This window comes from Salinispora sp. H7-4 (assembly GCF_013416675.1).
GTDB lineage: Bacteria > Actinomycetota > Actinomycetes > Mycobacteriales > Micromonosporaceae > Micromonospora > Micromonospora vitiensis.
The window spans coordinates 57,312-72,541 of record NZ_JABZED010000041.1 but is presented as its reverse complement, the minus strand read 5'-3'; the positions used below and the strand labels follow the sequence as shown (position 1 = coordinate 72,541).

General features: G+C 71.3%; 16 protein-coding genes and 1 pseudogene. 11 read left to right on the top strand and 6 right to left on the bottom strand.

Translation table 11 applies throughout. The annotated features are described in order from the left end of the window. Window positions 1–73 precede the first annotated feature (73 nt). The gene (locus tag H0524_RS17115) at window positions 74–1,018 is read left to right on the top strand and encodes a Ppx/GppA phosphatase family protein (protein ID WP_180199539.1); all 945 of its coding nucleotides are present in this window, start codon (window positions 74–76) and stop codon (window positions 1,016–1,018) included. Between the two features lie 75 nt (window positions 1,019–1,093). Then, window positions 1,094–1,945 carry a sugar phosphate isomerase/epimerase gene (locus tag H0524_RS17110; RefSeq protein ID WP_180199538.1) on the top strand — a complete coding sequence of 284 codons (852 nt, stop codon included), beginning with the start codon at window positions 1,094–1,096 and terminating at the stop codon, window positions 1,943–1,945. Between the two features lie 28 nt (window positions 1,946–1,973). On the opposite strand, the gene H0524_RS17105 is transcribed toward H0524_RS17110, so the two are convergent. Further along, window positions 1,974–2,561 (bottom strand): CGNR zinc finger domain-containing protein, encoded by a 588-nt coding sequence (locus H0524_RS17105; protein WP_180199537.1) that lies wholly within the window; start codon window positions 2,559–2,561, stop codon window positions 1,974–1,976. 99 nt (window positions 2,562–2,660) lie between these two features. Between H0524_RS17105 and H0524_RS17100 the strand changes: the two genes are divergently transcribed. The 7 genes and pseudogenes from H0524_RS17100 (at window position 2,661) to H0524_RS17075 (ending at window position 7,901) form a co-directional block, all read left to right on the top strand. Then, entirely contained in the window at window positions 2,661–3,578 is a 918-nt protein-coding gene (locus H0524_RS17100) for a proline dehydrogenase family protein (RefSeq protein ID WP_180199536.1), read from the top strand. Window positions 3,579–3,633: 55 nt separating this feature from the next. Then, a pseudogene (locus tag H0524_RS25445) lies at window positions 3,634–3,786 on the top strand (ABC transporter ATP-binding protein); the annotation flags it as partial. Window positions 3,787–3,976: 190 nt separating this feature from the next. Continuing rightward, window positions 3,977–4,186, top strand: coding sequence for a helix-turn-helix domain-containing protein (locus H0524_RS17095; protein WP_018221542.1), 210 nt, complete (start codon window positions 3,977–3,979; stop codon window positions 4,184–4,186). A gap of 200 nt (window positions 4,187–4,386) precedes the next feature. Further along, window positions 4,387–4,488 carry a 30S ribosomal protein bS22 gene (locus H0524_RS17090; RefSeq protein WP_007465623.1) on the top strand — a complete coding sequence of 34 codons (102 nt, stop codon included), beginning with the start codon at window positions 4,387–4,389 and terminating at the stop codon, window positions 4,486–4,488. Window positions 4,489–4,607: 119 nt separating this feature from the next. Beyond that, a complete protein-coding gene (locus H0524_RS17085) occupies window positions 4,608–5,684 on the top strand; it encodes an NAD-dependent epimerase/dehydratase family protein (RefSeq protein WP_180199535.1) in 1,077 nt (358 codons plus the stop codon). Window positions 5,685–5,692: 8 nt separating this feature from the next. Beyond that, window positions 5,693–6,553: a lysophospholipid acyltransferase family protein gene (locus tag H0524_RS17080; protein WP_218942168.1), complete on the top strand. Its 861-nt coding sequence runs from the start codon at window positions 5,693–5,695 to the stop codon at window positions 6,551–6,553. A gap of 70 nt (window positions 6,554–6,623) precedes the next feature. After that, window positions 6,624–7,901 carry an MFS transporter gene (locus tag H0524_RS17075; RefSeq protein WP_180199533.1) on the top strand — a complete coding sequence of 426 codons (1,278 nt, stop codon included), beginning with the start codon at window positions 6,624–6,626 and terminating at the stop codon, window positions 7,899–7,901. A 28-nt stretch (window positions 7,902–7,929) separates the two neighbouring features. Here the strand turns inward: H0524_RS17075 and H0524_RS17070 are convergent, their stop codons facing one another. From H0524_RS17070 to H0524_RS17060, 3 genes are all read right to left on the bottom strand, one after another. Beyond that, window positions 7,930–8,802: an HAD family phosphatase gene (locus H0524_RS17070; RefSeq protein WP_018726477.1), complete on the bottom strand. Its 873-nt coding sequence runs from the start codon at window positions 8,800–8,802 to the stop codon at window positions 7,930–7,932. A 194-nt stretch (window positions 8,803–8,996) separates the two neighbouring features. Continuing rightward, window positions 8,997–9,881 (bottom strand): DUF5667 domain-containing protein, encoded by an 885-nt coding sequence (locus H0524_RS17065; protein WP_180199532.1) that lies wholly within the window; start codon window positions 9,879–9,881, stop codon window positions 8,997–8,999. A 263-nt stretch (window positions 9,882–10,144) separates the two neighbouring features. Then, complete coding sequence (locus H0524_RS17060) at window positions 10,145–11,080, bottom strand: ECF subfamily RNA polymerase sigma factor, BldN family (protein WP_180199531.1); 936 nt, start codon at window positions 11,078–11,080, stop codon at window positions 10,145–10,147. A gap of 806 nt (window positions 11,081–11,886) precedes the next feature. Here H0524_RS17060 and H0524_RS17055 point away from each other — a divergent pair. Further along, the gene (locus H0524_RS17055) at window positions 11,887–12,138 is read left to right on the top strand and encodes a glutaredoxin family protein (protein ID WP_018726480.1); all 252 of its coding nucleotides are present in this window, start codon (window positions 11,887–11,889) and stop codon (window positions 12,136–12,138) included. 22 nt (window positions 12,139–12,160) lie between these two features. Then, entirely contained in the window at window positions 12,161–12,808 is a 648-nt protein-coding gene (locus tag H0524_RS17050) for an HAD family hydrolase (protein ID WP_018726481.1), read from the top strand. 42 nt (window positions 12,809–12,850) lie between these two features. On the opposite strand, the gene H0524_RS17045 is transcribed toward H0524_RS17050, so the two are convergent. After that, on the bottom strand, window positions 12,851–13,492 hold the full coding sequence (locus tag H0524_RS17045; RefSeq protein ID WP_018726482.1) for a response regulator transcription factor: 642 nt from the start codon (window positions 13,490–13,492) through the stop codon (window positions 12,851–12,853). A gap of 10 nt (window positions 13,493–13,502) precedes the next feature. Continuing rightward, entirely contained in the window at window positions 13,503–14,819 is a 1,317-nt protein-coding gene (locus H0524_RS17040) for a sensor histidine kinase (protein WP_180199530.1), read from the bottom strand. Window positions 14,820–15,230: the final 411 nt, after the last annotated feature.

Genomic DNA, 15,230 nt, shown 5'->3' with positions numbered 1-15,230 from the left:
GCCAACCCGTCATGCGCTCCCTCATCGCTTACGACCACTGATCCCTCGGAATAGATCGTCTAGGGTTTGCCCCATGCGGCTGGGCGTCCTAGATGTTGGATCCAACACGGTGCACCTGCTGGTGGTGGACGCGCACCGGGGCGCACATCCCTGGCCGGCGCACTCCGAGAAGGCGGTGCTACGACTGGCCGAGCAGATCGGCCCGGATGGCGCGCTCACCACCGCCGGTGCGGATTCCCTGGTGCGGGCGGTCGCGTCCGCGAAGGAGTCCGCGTTCGGGCTGGGCACCGACGATCTGATCGCGTTCGCCACCTCCGCGGTTCGGGACGCCACCAACTCGGTGGCGGTGTTGGCCCGGGTCCAGGCGGAGACCGGGGTTCGGCTGGAGGTCCTCACCGGCGCTGACGAGGCCCGGATGACCTTTCTCGCGGTGCGCCGCTGGTTCGGCTGGTCGGCCGGACGGCTGCTGGTGCTCGACATCGGCGGGGGCTCGCTGGAGATCGCGGCGGGCATCGACGAGGATCCGGACGCGGCGGTGTCGTTGCCGCTGGGCGCTGGCCGACTCACCCGCCGCCAGCTCCGGGTCGCTGCGGGTAGTTCCACTCCGCCCGGGGCCGAGCAGGTGGAGCGGCTGCGGGCGTACGTGGACGGCCAGCTCGACACGGTGGCCGGGGAGCTGAACAAGGTGGGCTGGGAGCGCCCGGTCGCCACCTCGAAGACCTTCCGGACCCTGGCCCGCCTCGCGGGGGCGGCCCCCTCCGGGGCGGGCGTCTGGGCCCGCCGTCGGCTCACCCGGTCCGGGCTGCGGCAGGTGCTCGGGTTCATCCGGCACATTCCCCCGGCGCAGCTGGTCGAGCTGGGCGGGGTCAGCGCCGGCCGGGCGCATCAGCTGTTGGCCGGTGCGGTGGTCGCCGAGGCGGCGATGCGCCGGCTGGACATCAGCACCCTGGAGATCTGCCCGTGGGCGTTGCGGGAGGGGGTGATCCTGCGCCGCCTGGATCAGCTCGCACCGCTGTGACACCTTCTCGGCATCCGCGGTATTTGCCAGGGTTCGTCCTGAAGATCCCCATCGGTGCCCGCTACCCTCGATACTGTGCCCTCCCGAGTTCCGGTTCTCCTGTCCACCTCGTCGGTCTTCCCCGAGCGGACCGCGGCGGCTTTTCAGCTGGCCGCGACGCTCGGCTACGACGGTGTCGAGGTGATGGTCTGGACCGATGCCGTCAGCCAGGATGCTGACGCGCTCGCCGGACTCGCCACGCACTACGGCGTGCCGGTGCTCGCCGTGCACGCCCCGTGCCTGCTGGTAACCCAGCGGGTGTGGAGCGCCGACCCGTGGGAGCGGTTGCGCCGGTCCGGTGAGTTGGCCGAGACGCTGGGCGCGCCGACCGTGGTGGTGCACCCCCCGTTCACCTGGCAGCGGGACTACGCCCGCAACTTCGCCGAGGGCCTGGCCGAGGTCACCGGGCGGTTCAGTGGCATCAGCTTCCCGGTTGAGAACATGTATCCGGTGCGGATGGCGGGGCGGCAGTTCGTCCCGTACGCCCCAGGGTGGGACCCGACCGGGACGGGATACCCCACCTACACCCTTGACCTGTCGCACTGCGCCGCCTCCCACACCGACGCGCTGGAGCTGGCCGACCGGATGGGCGCCGGCCTGGCCCACGTGCACCTGGGCGATGGCACCGGTGAGGGGCGCGACGAGCATCTCGTCCCCGGGCGAGGGACCCAGCCCTGCGCCGAGCTACTGCGCTCGCTCGCCGGCCGAGGCTTCACCGGCTCGGTGGCGGTGGAGGTGTCAACCCGGCGGGCGAAGGGCCGCGTGGTCCGGGAGGCGGACCTACGGGCGGCGTTGGCCTTCGCCCGTCAGCACCTCGACGACCTGCCGGCCGCGACCCAGGCCGGGCCGGAACCGGTACGGCGGGACGACCAGGAAGCCGAAGCCTAGCCGGCGGAGCGTCGCGGAAGGCCGACGCTCAGCTGATCGCGGTCAGGTTGTCGGCCGGGGCGGCGGACTGCGCCGCCACCGTGACCCGGTCGCGGATCGCCGCCCGCTTGCGGGCCCGGTGCGCCGCCACGTGGGAGCGGGTGGCGCAGCGCTCCGAACAGAACCGCCGGCAGCAGTTCGACGAGGTGTCCAGATAGACGTTGCCGCACCGCTCGTCCGCACAGACCCCGAAGCGGGCGCTGCCGTATTCACAGAGCCACACCGACAGCCCCCAGACCGCACCGGCCAGGTACTCCGCACTCACCGAGGCGCCGCGGCTGGTGACGTGCATGTGCCAGTTACTGGAGTCATGCCCGGAGATGCGCGGCTGCACCGGGTACGCCTCCAGCAGGGCGTTCAGCTCGGCGACCGCGTGGACATCCCGTCCGGACGTGCCGTATTCGAAGACGTCGCGGAGTCGCTTCTGTGCCCGTCGAAAGATGGTGAGATCCCGCTCCGACACCGCGTCCCGCATCCACGAGATGTCGTCGGGGAAGAGCGAACGGAGGGCGTCGAGGTCGTCCAGCCGGATATTGATCAAATCAACTCCGGTCCGGGCGTACGCGTCGAAGTTCACGTCACCCACCGTAGACGACTTCCTGGGCATCCGGCGTGTCGATGTAGCGCGATGTGACGGCACCGCCGTTCTGCTGCTATGAGCGCTACTCTTCGACCCATGCTTCGTACCGTCATTCTCGCTGCGGCCCGGTCATCGCGGTGCGAGCGGCTCGTCGCGACATCCCCTTTCACTCGGAACGTGGTGCACCGGTTCGTCGCCGGCCCCCGGCCCGAGGACGCGTTGCGGGTCACCCACGCCCTCGTTGCCGGCGGGCTCACGGTCACCCTCGACAACCTCGGTGAGGACACGGTCACCCCCGAGCAGGCCAGCGCCGTTCGCGACGAGTATGTGGACCTGCTGGCGGCGCTCGCCGCCGACGGGCTCACCCCCGCCGCGGAGGTGAGTGTCAAGCTCTCCGCGCTCGGGCAGACCTTCGACGAGCAGCTCGCCTACGACAACGCCCGGGCGATCTGCGCGGCGGCCGAGGCCGGGGGCACCACGGTCACCCTCGACATGGAGGACCACACCACCACCGATTCCACCCTGGACATCCTCGACAAGCTGCGCGCGGACTATCCGTCCACCGGGGCAGTGCTCCAGGCGTACCTGCGCCGGACCGAGTCCGACTGCCGGCAGCTGGCCGGCGCCGGTTCCCGGGTTCGGCTCTGTAAGGGCGCGTACCGGGAGCCCGAGTCGGTGGCCTACCAGTCCGCTCGGGACGTGGACCGGTCCTACGTACGCTGCCTGAGCATTCTGCTGGCCGGGACCGGCTACCCGATGCTCGCCACGCACGACCCCCGCCTGATCGCGATCGGCGAGGATCGGGCCCGCTGGTTCGACCGCGGGCCGGACCAGTTCGAGTTCCAGATGCTCTACGGCATCCGCTCCACCGATCAGGCCCGCCTGATCGGTGACGGATACACCGTGCGCACGTATGTGCCGTACGGCGAGGAGTGGTTCGGCTATCTCATGCGTCGCCTGGCCGAGCGCCCCGCCAATCTCGGGTTTCTCGCCCACGCCCTGATGGGCCGGTAGCCTCGCCCGCCGGGCCGGTCGCTGAGCCCGCCGGGCCGGTAGCCGAGCCCGCGGTGGCGGTCATGATCTACCGGTGTCGGGTCCCGACAAGCGCCCTGACACACTGGTGCCCGCTCCCAGCACGGAGCCCCGGTCCGCGTCCGGAAGCGGCTCGGGGCGCTCGTCCGGTGGCACCGGTGGCGCCACCGGCGCCACCGGGCTCCGTGGGGGCCGAGTGGCCCGCCAGGCGGCTGAGGCGGGCCCACCGGGACTCCGCTGGTGTGAATCAGCACGGTTTGTCCGAAGGGATCGCGCCGGTCACATCGGCCCCGTTACCGTACTGATATCACGCGCGTCGCCGGTCCGGCGGAAGCCCCGTCGGGATTGCACGCGCCGGGCATGGGATGGGTCGGTGAGCCATGGCCGGGTTGCGGTCCGACGGTCAGCTGTCGGGGGTCAGGTTCCTCACCGTCGCCGAGGTGGCGACGGTGATGCGGGTGTCGAAGATGACGGTCTACCGCCTGGTGCACAGCGGCGAGCTCGCCGCAGTCCGGGTCGGCCGGTCATTTCGCGTCCCCGAGCACGCGGTGCACGAGTACCTGCGCGGCGCCTTCCAGGAAACCGCCTGAGGGCGTTCGCGGGCGGGAAGCGGCCGTGCTGACCGGCATCGAGGGGCCGCGTTGGTCCTGCTGATGCTTCCCGGCTACCCTGGACCCGACCGTGACCACAGATGCGCTCCGCCGCCCGTCCCGCAGGTCCGGTCCGTTGTCCGCAAGCGGACGCCGGTGTCATCCGGTCCGCCCCGCACATTGCATCGAAAGGCTGTCGTATGGGCTCGGTGGTCAAGAAGCGCCGCAAGCGCATGGCTAAGAAGAAGCACCGCAAGCTGCTGCGCAAGACCCGCGTCCAGCGTCGCCGTCTCGGCAAGTGATCCGGTGCCGGGCTGGTCCCGGCGCCGTTATCACTTGCCAGCTGTCGACCCTCGGAGGCTCAGGTGATCAAGCCACGGATGTTCCGGCTCGATCCCGCCTGCCGGGGACGGTGTACGGCATGACCCCCGGTGGCCCCTCCGGCGCCCCGGGGGTCGTTGTCGTGACCGGGGTCAGCCGCTACCTCGGCGCCCACGTCGCCGCGCGGCTCGCCGCCGACCCGCGGGTCGGGCGGGTTGTCGGAGTCGATCCACCCGCGGCGGGTGGGGAGCTCACCGACCTGCTCAACGGGGTCGAGCGGGTCCGGGTGGACGCTGGTTCCATCGGTGGCCTCCTCGCCGACCTCGACGTTGACGCCGTCGTGCACCTGGCCCTGGTCAGCGCTCCCGATCCACAGCACGGGGGCCGCGCGGCCATGAAGGAGCAGAACATCATCGGTACGATGCAGCTGCTGGCCGCCGCGCAGCACGCGCCCCGGTTGCGCAAGCTCGTCGTCCGTTCCTCGACCGCCGCCTACGGCGCGTCCTTCCGTGACCCGGCGGTCTTCACCGAGGAGACCGAGCCGCGGGAGGTGCCGCGCGGTGGCTTCGGACGGGACATCCTGGACATCGAGGGCTACGTGCGAGGTTTTCGCCGCCGCCGCCCCGACGTCACCGCCACCGTGCTGCGGTTCGCGCCGTTCATCGGCTCGACCGCCGACACCACGCTCACCCGCTACTTCGCCCAACCGCTGGTGCCCACCGTGTTCGGCCGCGACCCGCGGCTGCAGTTCCTGCACTTCGAGGACGCGCTGGAGGTGCTGCACCGCTCGGTCGTGCGGGACCATCCCGGCACCTACAACGTCGCCGGCTCCGGGGTGCTGGCGCTCTCCCAGGCCATTCGACGGGCCGGCCGGGTCGGGGTGCCGGTGCTGGAGCCCGGTCTGTCCGGGGCGGCCGCGCTGGCCCGTTCGCTCGGCTTCGGCCGCTACGGGTTGGACCAGGTCGACCTCTTCGTGCACGGTCGGGTCGTGGACACCAGCCGGCTCCAGCGGGAGTACGGCTTCACCCCACGATCGACCGCCGCCGCCTTCGACGACTTCATCCGCGCCCACCGGAACGGGATCGTGGTGACCCGGGAACGCCTCGCCGCCGCCGAGCAGCTGGTGCTCGACGGGGTCCGGCAGGTCCGCTCCGCTGCCGCTGGGGAGCGGTCGTGACCGGCGGGATGATCTCCGAACAGCCCGGCGATCACTGGGACCGGAAGGTGGCGAGCGGCCTGGCGTTTCTGCGCGGCCGCCTCGCCGGCGACTACGAGATCGACGAGTTCGGCTTCGACCCGCAGCTCACCAGCTCCGTGTTTCATCCGCTGGTGCGGCTGCTCTACCGCGACTGGTTCCGCACCGAGGTCACCGGGCTGGAGCAGGTGCCCGACGTGGGAGCTGGCCTCGTGGTGGCCAACCACTCCGGCACGGTGGCCCTGGACGCGCTGATCCTCTCGGCGATAATCCACGACCAGCACCCGCAGCGCCGGTTTCTCCGCCTGCTCGGCGCGGACCTCGTCTTCCGGATGCCGGTGGTGTCGGCGGTCGCCCGCAAGGGCGGCGGCACGGTCGCCTGCAACCCGGACGCCGAGCGGCTGCTCGACTCCGGTGAGCTGGTCGGCGTCTTCCCCGAGGGCTTCAAGGGCACCGGCAAGCTGTACGCGGAGCGCTACAAGCTACAACGGTTCGGTCGGGGCGGCTTCGTCTCCGCGGCGTTGCGGACGGGAACCCCGATCGTGCCGGTGGCGATAGTCGGTGGCGAGGAGACCTACCCGATGCTCGCCGATGTGAAGCCGCTCGCCCGGCTGCTGAAGCTGCCGTACTTCCCCGTCACGCCGACCTTCCCCTGGCTCGGCCCGCTGGGCATGGTGCCGCTGCCGAGCAAATGGCTGATCGAGTTCTGCCCGCCGATCGCCACCGAGCACCTGACCGACTCGGCCGATGACCCGCTGGTCGTGTTCAACCTCGCCGACCAGGTGCGGGAGACCATTCAGCAGACCCTGCACCGGCTGCTGGAGCAGCGGCCGGACCCGTTCGGCCCCTGACCGGGGGCGCCACCAGCGGCGAGCCCGCGGGCGGGCAAATTCGGTTGCGATCGACTGGTGCCCTCGTACGGTGCTCGTTGTGCGCAGAGTCGTCGAGGCGGTCGTACCAGCTCGGTTGGGTAATGGGTTCCGTTGGCTGCTGGCGTCGTCGTGGGCGACGAACCTGAGCGACGGGATCGCGGTGGCGGCCGGGCCGCTGCTGGTGGCGTCGCTGACCACCAACCCGCTCCTGGTCGCGTTGGCGGCCCTGCTGCGCTGGGCGCCGCAGCTGGCGTTCGGCCTCTGGGCCGGGCTGCTCTCCGATCGCCTCGACCGGCGGCGCATCGTGCTGGTGGCGAACGCGGTCCGGGTCGGCGCGCTGGGCGTGCTGTTCGGGGCGTTGGTGACCGACCGGGTGTCGGTGCCGGTGGTGCTGCTGACGCTGGCGCTGCTCGCCACCGCCGAGGTGTTCGTGGACAACACGACGGAGACGCTGACGCCGATGCTGGTGCGTCGGGAGGACCTGGCGATCGCCAACGCCCGCGTCCTGGCCGGGGTCATCACGCTGAACAAGCTGGCCGGCCCGGCGCTCGGGGCCGTGCTCTTCGCGGCCGGCCGGTCCTGGCCCTTCGCCACCAACACGGTTCTCCTCGCGGCCGGGCTGCTGTTGGTGTCCCGGGTGTCGCTGCCGCCGCGGGAGCGGGAATCGGCGGGTCAGCACCGTGATCTGCGCGGTGACATCGGGGCGGGGTTCCACTGGGCCGTCCGTCATCCGGCCGTTCGGACGCTCTGCCTGACCGCCCTGTTCTTCAACATCACCTACGGCGCCGCCTGGTCCATCCTGGTGCTTTACGCCGAGGCGCGGCTCGGCCTCGGTGCCGTCGGCTTCGGCCTGATCAGTACGGCGATGGCGGCCGGCGGGCTGCTCGCCACCGTCGGGTACGGCTGGCTCACCCGTCGGGTGAGCCTCGGGGGCATCATGCGGGCCGGGCTGATCATCGAGACCCTCACCCACCTCGGTCTCGCCGTCACCACCTCGCCCTGGGTCGCCGCGGCCATCCTCTTCGGCTTCGGGGCGCACGCGTTCGCCTGGGGCACCACCGCCCTGACCATCCGGCAGCGGGCGGTTCCGATCTACTTTCAGGGCCGGGTCAACAGCATCTACGGCATCAGCGCGTACGGCGGGCTGGTTGTCGGCGCGGCGCTCGGCGGCCCGCTGGTCGCCCTGCTCGGGATGACCGGTCCATTCTGGTTCGCCTTCGCCGGCTCGGCGCTGCTCGTCGCGGTACTGTGGCGCCAGTTCGGCCACCTCGCCCACACCGAGGATCCGACGCCAACGCCGGTTCCGGCCGGGTCAGCCACCCACTGACGGCGGCGCGAGCGGGTTGGCGGGGTGCTCACGTTCGGACGGACGAACGGCGGCGGTGCCGCGCCAGCCCCGCGGTGACCGCTCCGGCGACCAGCCCGACGGCGGCGGTGGACGGAACGGCGATCTTGACCGCGCGGCGCCCGGTACGGAAGTCCCGTACCTCCCATCCGCGTCGGCGGGCCTCCCGCAGCAGCGCCGAATCCGGGTTGACGGCGACCCCGCGGCCGGCCGCGGCGAGCATCGGCAGATCATTGGCGGAGTCACTGTAGGCGGTGCAGCGGGACAGGTCCAGCCCTTCCGCCGCGGCGAGTCGGGTCACCGCCTCCGCCTTCGCGGGCCCGTGCATCAGGTCACCGACCAGCCGCCCCGTGTACGCGCCGTCCACCACCTCGGCCACCGTTCCGATGGCACCGGTGAGCCCCAGCCGGGCGGCGATCACGCGGCCGATCTCCACCGGCGCGGCGCTGACCAGCCAAACCCGTTGCCCGGCGTCGAGGTGGCCCTGGGCGAGTCGCCGCGCGCCGGACCAGATCCGAGGCGCCATCAGCTCGTCGAAAATCTCCTCGGCGAGACGCTCCACCTCCTCCACCTGCCAGCCCTCGACGAACGCGAGCGCGGCCTCCTTGACCTGCGACATGTCGCCGACATGCTCGGTGGCGAGTACCCGGAACCGCAGCTGCTGCCAGGCGAATCGGAGTAGGTCGCTGGTGGTGACGTAGTTGCGCGCGGCGAGTCCGCGGGCGAACCAGTAGATCGAGGCTCCTTGCATCAGGGTGTTGTCCACGTCGAAGAAGGCAGCCGCGGCCCGATCCGGCGGCGGGGTCGGTGCACCGGCGGCCGAACCTCCCTCGGAGCTGGGACTGCGGGTGTCGGTGCTCACCGGCACCTTTCGGCTGGCCACGCGCTCCCCCTCCGTACGACCGGCGCACCGTGCGCCACCTGGCGAGGGTAGCCGGGGGGCGTACCGGGGCGGGCCCGCAAGCAGGCAATCGACCCAGGTGTGCGGTGGGCCGGTGCCGGTCGTCGGCTCCTTGGCTGGAGCGGGGTCGGCCCGCCTCGGCCGGCGTCAGCGGTTGGCGGGGAACTCGGCTGGCGTCAGCGGTTGGCGGGGCAACTCGCCGGAGTGGGACCGAGCGCGTCGCTGCCGTTCGGCGCGGGCAGGCCACAGTCGATGGCGGCACGCAGCGCGCCCGAGCGCGCAAGGGCATCATCGAGGAGTATGAGTGAGTGCTCGGTGCGTTCGTGGTCCGCGCGGGGTCGGTCGCCCACGAGCTCGCTGACCGCCGTACGCTGCGCGGAGACGAAGGCGTCAACCACGTCCAGCGCGGTCCGGTCGGAAGCCTGCACCGCGGCGGTGGTGAGCAGCCGTACGCCCTGGCGGGTGTCGGCGTCCATATCGTCCAGAACCCCGCTGTAGCCGGCCCGGTCGTCGCGCAGCTGGGCCGCCTCGCTCAGGCGGGTCCGCGCGAAGTCCAGGAAGAGCTGCCCCCGGCTGTGGTCCGAGCCGGTCAACGCGAGCTGCGCGCGCTCGGTCGACCGCTTCATCCCGTACAGTGCGTCGCCCGGTACCGCGTTCTCGCTGGCCGCGGAGATGCCGGAGAGGGCGACGGCGCCGGTCGCGACGCCGATCAGGATCGCGCCGCGGGCCCGGACTCGCCGTGCGGTGACGGCGGGCAGGGGGAAGGAGCGGTTCGGCCCCTGGCGGTCTTCCGTCTGGTCGGTGGTGGCCGCCGGGGCGGGTCGGCCGAGGCCCTCGCGTTCGGCGGTGGCCAGCAGCATCGCCCGTAGGCCGGTCCGGAACTCGGCACTGACCTCGACCGTCGGGGCAGTGTCACCGAGTTGGTGCCCGACCGCGACGAGGTCGGTGAGCTTTTCGTCAAGCCGGGATCGGACGTGGTGTCGTCGGCCGCCGTTCGCTTCGTCGAGTAGTTGCGCGAAACGCCTGGCGCGCCGACGGGAGACAAAGAGGTCGCTGTTCACCGCTGGCACCTCCCTCGCTGGGCGCGGCCGGTTGGCCGCGATCGTCACCGACGACCGAGGACAGGTGGGCGTCGCGGGAGGCTCGGGGCCGGCAGCGGGGCCGGAACCGAGAACCCGGGGGACGCCGGGACTGTATCGGTCGCACCCGGATGAACGCGCCGCGCCGGGTCGGGGTTACGGGGCCAGTGGTGGAGAAAGCACGGCAAGTGATCGATGTCATTGGCGCTCGATCTGCCCGGGCGTCACCGCCGCTGCCAGCGTGGTTACGCCCGGAAGCCGTCCGGGAGTAGCCGGGCGAGGGCGCGAACCGCCCGGTACTGCAGGGCCTTGATCGCGCCCTCGTTCTTACCCATGGCCCGTGCCGTCTCCGCCACCGAGAAGCCTTGGAGGAAGCGCAGCACGATGCACTCCTGCTGCTCCGGGTTGAGCTGCTTGACCGCGCCGAGCAGGGTGACGTTGGTGATGTGCTCGACCACGGCCGCCTCGGGGCTGCCTTCCGGCCCCCGGTCTTCGCGTTCGGCGTCGAGGACGTCGCCGGTGGTCACCTCGAGCCGGTAGCGGCCGGACTTGAAGTGGTCCGCCACCAGGTTGCGGGCGATCGTCACCAGCCACGCCCCGAGGTCTCGGCCCTGCCAGGTGAAGCTACCGATTCGCTTCAGCGCCCGGAGGAAGGTGTCGGAGGTGAGGTCCTCGGCCAGCTGGCGGTTGCCGACCCGGAAGTAGACGAACCGGAAGACGGTGTCCACGTACCGGTCGTAGATCAGGCCGAAGGCTTCGGCCTCCCCGGCCTGTGCGCGCTCGACCAGCGTCCAGATCTCGATCGCCGGGTCGGACGGGTCGGGACGGCTCGGATGGCCGGTGGCGGGTGTGCTGGCGGGCAGTGCGGGCAGCACCGCCGTGTCGGTGCCGGCGGAGTCGGTGCTGGCGGGCGGGTCGGTACTCCGCCGCCCCTGTACGGGCATGGCCGGCCGGGCTGGCGAGGCGACGCGGGCCTCGATCGGTTTGGCGTTCGCGCCCGGTGTCCCGCTCCGAACGGGGGTTTCGTTGGGATGCGGACGACTGCGGACCCCGTTGTCGCTCCAGGCGGCGAGCCGGCCGTCATCCCGGGGCCCGCGGGGTGTCAGCCGTTCATTCGTCGCGGGTCGGGCGGGCGGGTCGCCCAGGCCGATTGGCCGCTGCGCGTAGCCGAAGGTCGTCATCGGGGCACCTCCGTCCCGCGGCCCGGGTCCCCGGTGAGGTGGGGCCGGTCGGGCACGCATGGTGTGGGTAGGGGGTTTGCCGGCGCGCGGCAGCTCCCCTTGAGGTGCTGGTCCAATGCGCTGTCGGGCACGGGGGCCTCCTCGGGCTGAGGGGTTGTCGACTCACGGAAAACGGGGTGAGTCGACCCGAGTGATGATAGGGGTCAACGTCACCCGCGCGTGGCAAGTCCGTTACACAGGGCCAAAGTATTTCCGGTCGCGTCGCACTGCTGCCGGACCAGTTGTCCGTCGTGTGCGGTTGACTTTCGGATTCCCCGGTGTTTGAGGGAGACGTCCAGGTGGTTCGGGGTGTGGATGATCGTGGCAAAGGTGGGTGCCGGCCGGCCGGAGGAGACGAGATGTGCGGCAGCGGTCGCCCGTGGTGGCAGGCGGAGGCTGCCACTGCTCACGGCAGGTGACGGTTGCATTCACAGCACGTGACGGTTCAGTCCCATGGGTAGGACGGACCGAGGGCGATCGTGACGCCCGGCGCGCTGCCGGGTGGCCGCCCCGTGCCGCGCTCTTCGGCGCCGGTGCGGGCGGTCCTTGCCCGCTGTGCCACACTCGACGGCTGTGCAGGAGGTGGCCGGCGCCGGTGCGAACGCTTCCCCGCGTGCGGTGCTGCTGGTGCTTGCCGGGTCACCGAGGTGTGGCGCAGGGCGGTACTGGGTGTGCCGCATCCCGCCAACGGCGAAACTGTCCACGCGTACGCGCCGCAAGACCCTGCTCCGGCCGTCGGGCCGGGGCCGTCCCCACGGAGGAGACCGATGCGTGAACCCCGCCTCACCCTGCTAACCCGGCCTGGTTGCCACCTCTGCGAAGACGCGAAGGCGGCGCTGGAACGGGTGGTGTCGGTCACCAACGACCGGTGGGTGGAGAAGGACGTCACCGACGATGTGGAGCTGGAGCGCGAGTACGGGGACCGGCTGCCGGTGGTGCTGCTCGACGGCAAGGAGCACGGCTACTGGCGGGTCGAGGAGGAGCGGTTGCTCCGGGATCTGACCACTCCTCAGCTCTGAGGCTGCCAGGTAGGGTGCGGCGATGAGTTCTGCGCACCCGCACCTGGTCTGGGACTGGAACGGAACCCTGCTCAACGATCTGGACCTGATCGTGGCGTCGACCAATGTCGCCTTCGCCAGCGTCGGTGGGCCGGCGGTGACCGCCGACGAGCATCGGGTTCGGTTTCGTCGACCGATCGCCGACTACTACGCCGAGGTGCTCGGGCAGGCCGTGGACGAGGCGGCGTTCGGCCAGCTGGACAAGATCTTCCACGAGGCGTACCTGGACGGGCTGACCACCTGCGGGCTGGCGCATGACGCGGTGGACGCGATTTCGTCGTGGCCCGGAAACCAGTCGTTGTTGTCCATGTGGTTCCACGAGGATCTGGTGCCGACCGTGCAGACCTACGGACTGACCCGGCACTTCCTGCGGGTGGACGGGCTCCGGACCGAGGTCGGTGGGGACCGGAAGGCCGAGTCACTGACCCGGCACCTGGCCGAGCTGGGGCTGGACGGCCGGGACGTGGTGCTGATCGGCGACTCGCTCGACGACGCCGAAGCGGCCCGATCGGTCGGCGGCCGCGCGGTCCTCTACGCCGGGGGTCTCACCGACCCCACCCGGCTGCGGGCTTCCGGCCATCCGGTCGCGGAGACCCTCACCGAGGCGGTCGCGCTGGCCCGCCCGCACTGATCATGCGCTCGCGCGGCCGCCCGCACTGATCATGCGCTCGCCTCAGCCGCGGAGGTAGGCGAGCACAGCGCGGACCCGGCGGTGCTGCTCGACGTCCGGTGGGAGGTCGAGCTTGGTGAAGATGTTGCGGACGTGCTTCTCGACCGCGCCGTCGGTCACCACCAGCGTGCGGGCGATCGCGGTGTTGGAGTGGCCCTCGGCCATCAAACTCAGTACCTCGCGTTCGCGCGGGGTCAGGTCCCGCAGTGGATCGTCGCGGCGGCGGCGGGCGAAGAGCTGGGTGATCACCTCGGGGTCGAGGACGGTGCCCCCGGCGGTGACCCGGTCCAGTGCGTCGAGGAACTCGCCGATCGCGGCCACCCGGTCCTTGAGTAGGTAGCCGACCCCGACCCCGGTGGCCAGCAGGTCGTCGGCGTAGGAGACCTCGACGTACTGGGAGAGCACCAGGATCGGTGTCGCTGGCACCAGCGCACGTGCCTGCACGGCGGCGCGGAGCCCTTCGTCGGTGTGGGACGGCGGCATTCGTACGTCAACGATCGACACGTCGGGCCGGTGGGTGACCACCGCCTGCACCAGGGCGTCGCCGTCACCGACGGCGGCCACCACCTGGTGGCCGCGTTCGGTGAGGAGCCGGATCAGCCCTTCTCGGAGCAGGACTGCGTCATCAGCGATCACGATCCGCATGGCTGCGTTCCTACCATTTTCTGGTCGTCGCGGGGAGTTCGGCGCGGATCTCGGTGGGGCCGCCGCCGGGGCTGGTCACGTGGAGTTGCCCGCCGGCGGCCCGGACCCGATCCGCGATGCCGACCAGCCCGTGCCCCTTGGCCAGGTGCGCGCCGCCCTGGCCGTCGTCGTCGATGCCGACCCGAAGCCGCCGTCCGGCCCGTTCCACGAATACCCGGCACTCGGTGGCCCGGCTGTGTTTGGCGACGTTGGTGAGCGCCTCGGCGATCACGAAGTACGCGGTGCTCTCCACGGCTGGGTCGAGCCGGCCGCCGGGTTCGCCGAGCCCGGCGTCCACCTGTAGCTCGATCGGGATCAGTCCGCGTCCGGCCAGCGCCGCGAGGGCGCTCGGTAGCCCGCGGTCAACCAGGATGGGCGGTGCGATGCCCCGGGACAGCGCACGCAGCTCGGTGAGGGTCTCCCGGGTTTGGCCAACCGCCTCGTCGAGGGTGTGCCCGGCCGCTACCGGGTTACTGGTGAGCTGCTCGCGGGCCCGGCTGAGATCCATCGCGAGTCGGACCAGTCGTTGCTGTGGCCCGTCGTGGATGTCGCGCTCCAGCTTGCGCAGGGCAGTCGCCTCAGCGGAGGCGAATGCGCGTTTCTGTTCTTCGAGGGTGGTGATCCGGTTGCGTAACTCGGCCACGCCGGTGAGTAGGGCGCGGGCCAGGCCACCCTCGGTCTGCGCGCAGGCTCGGGCTACCAGCGGCAGGGTGAGCAGGGCGAAGAGACCAATGGCGGTGTTCAGCAGGATTCGGGCGCCGGTGCCGTCGCCCATCCCGAGGAGCTCGCTGAGGGCCATACTGTCCGGACCGTGCGGAAGATAACGGTCATATACCGCGTAGGACACGCCGGCGAGCGCCAAGGCCCACCAGGTGACCAGGATGACGAAGGCCGGAGCCGCCACCAGCAGCTTGGTGAACGCGTGGAGTAGATCGAGCCAGGACTGCGGATCGCGTACCGGCGCCAGGGCCCGACCCCAGAAGCCGGCATTCGGATCGGGGCTCCGGTAGACCGGGCGGATCCGCGGCATCCTCAGCACCGAGGGCAGCCAGAGTCGTTCGAGATCGGCCAGGACCCGTACGGCGTAGAGCGTTCCGGTCAGGATCGGCAGGCCCAGCGTGGTCACCAGCAGGCCGAGGCTGAGGGAGATCCCGGTGGTGGCCAGCACGATGCCGACCAGGGCGAGGGGCAGGCCGGAGAGGACGTAGCCGACGTCGCGCAGGAGCTGGCGGAGCAGGGTGCGCGGCGGGCTGGAGGTGGGGGTGGCGGCCACGCGTGCAGCGGTCATGCCCCGAGGCTAGGCAGTGGGACCGAACCCGCCCATCCTGCACGCCGCCGAATGTCCGGAGGTGCTGGCGCTACCACGCCGGGGGAGGGCGTGGGTGCTGCTGTGCCGGGGGAGGGCGCGGGTGCTGTCACGCCGGTCGGGAAGTGGGCGACGCGCCCCCGTGTGATTGGTCAGAGAAGTCGTAATTGAGCAATAATCGCCGGACGGCGTGGGCGGAGTCGAGGCATTGATCTTGTGGAACAGGGGGACGGGTGGAGTCGCGTCGTGGGCGACCAAGATCGCGATTTGTGCGTGTCTTCACAAGCGCTTACTCTGTAGTTCCGACCCGCCCCGCTAGCACAGCCGGTCTCCTCGGTGGCCAGCGGGAGTCCCGACCCGGCCCGGCGGAGTTGGCCCAGGATCCCACTGCAC

What these genes read in the sequence shown, in the direction of transcription:
- H0524_RS17085 (WP_180199535.1), top strand. Translation starts at nt 4,608, where the DNA reads ATGACCCCCGGTGGCCCCTCCGGCGCCCCGGGGGTCGTTGTCGTGACC.
- H0524_RS17115 (WP_180199539.1), top strand. Translation starts at nt 74, where the DNA reads ATGCGGCTGGGCGTCCTAGATGTTGGATCCAACACGGTGCACCTGCTG.
- H0524_RS17055 (WP_018726480.1), top strand. Translation starts at nt 11,887, where the DNA reads ATGCGTGAACCCCGCCTCACCCTGCTAACCCGGCCTGGTTGCCACCTC.
- H0524_RS17060 (WP_180199531.1), bottom strand. Translation starts at nt 11,080, where the DNA reads ATGACGACCTTCGGCTACGCGCAGCGGCCAATCGGCCTGGGCGACCCG.
- H0524_RS17100 (WP_180199536.1), top strand. Translation starts at nt 2,661, where the DNA reads ATGCTTCGTACCGTCATTCTCGCTGCGGCCCGGTCATCGCGGTGCGAG.
- H0524_RS17045 (WP_018726482.1), bottom strand. Translation starts at nt 13,492, where the DNA reads ATGCGGATCGTGATCGCTGATGACGCAGTCCTGCTCCGAGAAGGGCTG.
- H0524_RS17095 (WP_018221542.1), top strand. Translation starts at nt 3,977, where the DNA reads ATGGCCGGGTTGCGGTCCGACGGTCAGCTGTCGGGGGTCAGGTTCCTC.
- H0524_RS17050 (WP_018726481.1), top strand. Translation starts at nt 12,161, where the DNA reads ATGAGTTCTGCGCACCCGCACCTGGTCTGGGACTGGAACGGAACCCTG.
- H0524_RS17090 (WP_007465623.1), top strand. Translation starts at nt 4,387, where the DNA reads ATGGGCTCGGTGGTCAAGAAGCGCCGCAAGCGCATGGCTAAGAAGAAG.
- H0524_RS17040 (WP_180199530.1), bottom strand. Translation starts at nt 14,819, where the DNA reads ATGACCGCTGCACGCGTGGCCGCCACCCCCACCTCCAGCCCGCCGCGC.
- H0524_RS17080 (WP_218942168.1), top strand. Translation starts at nt 5,693, where the DNA reads ATGATCTCCGAACAGCCCGGCGATCACTGGGACCGGAAGGTGGCGAGC.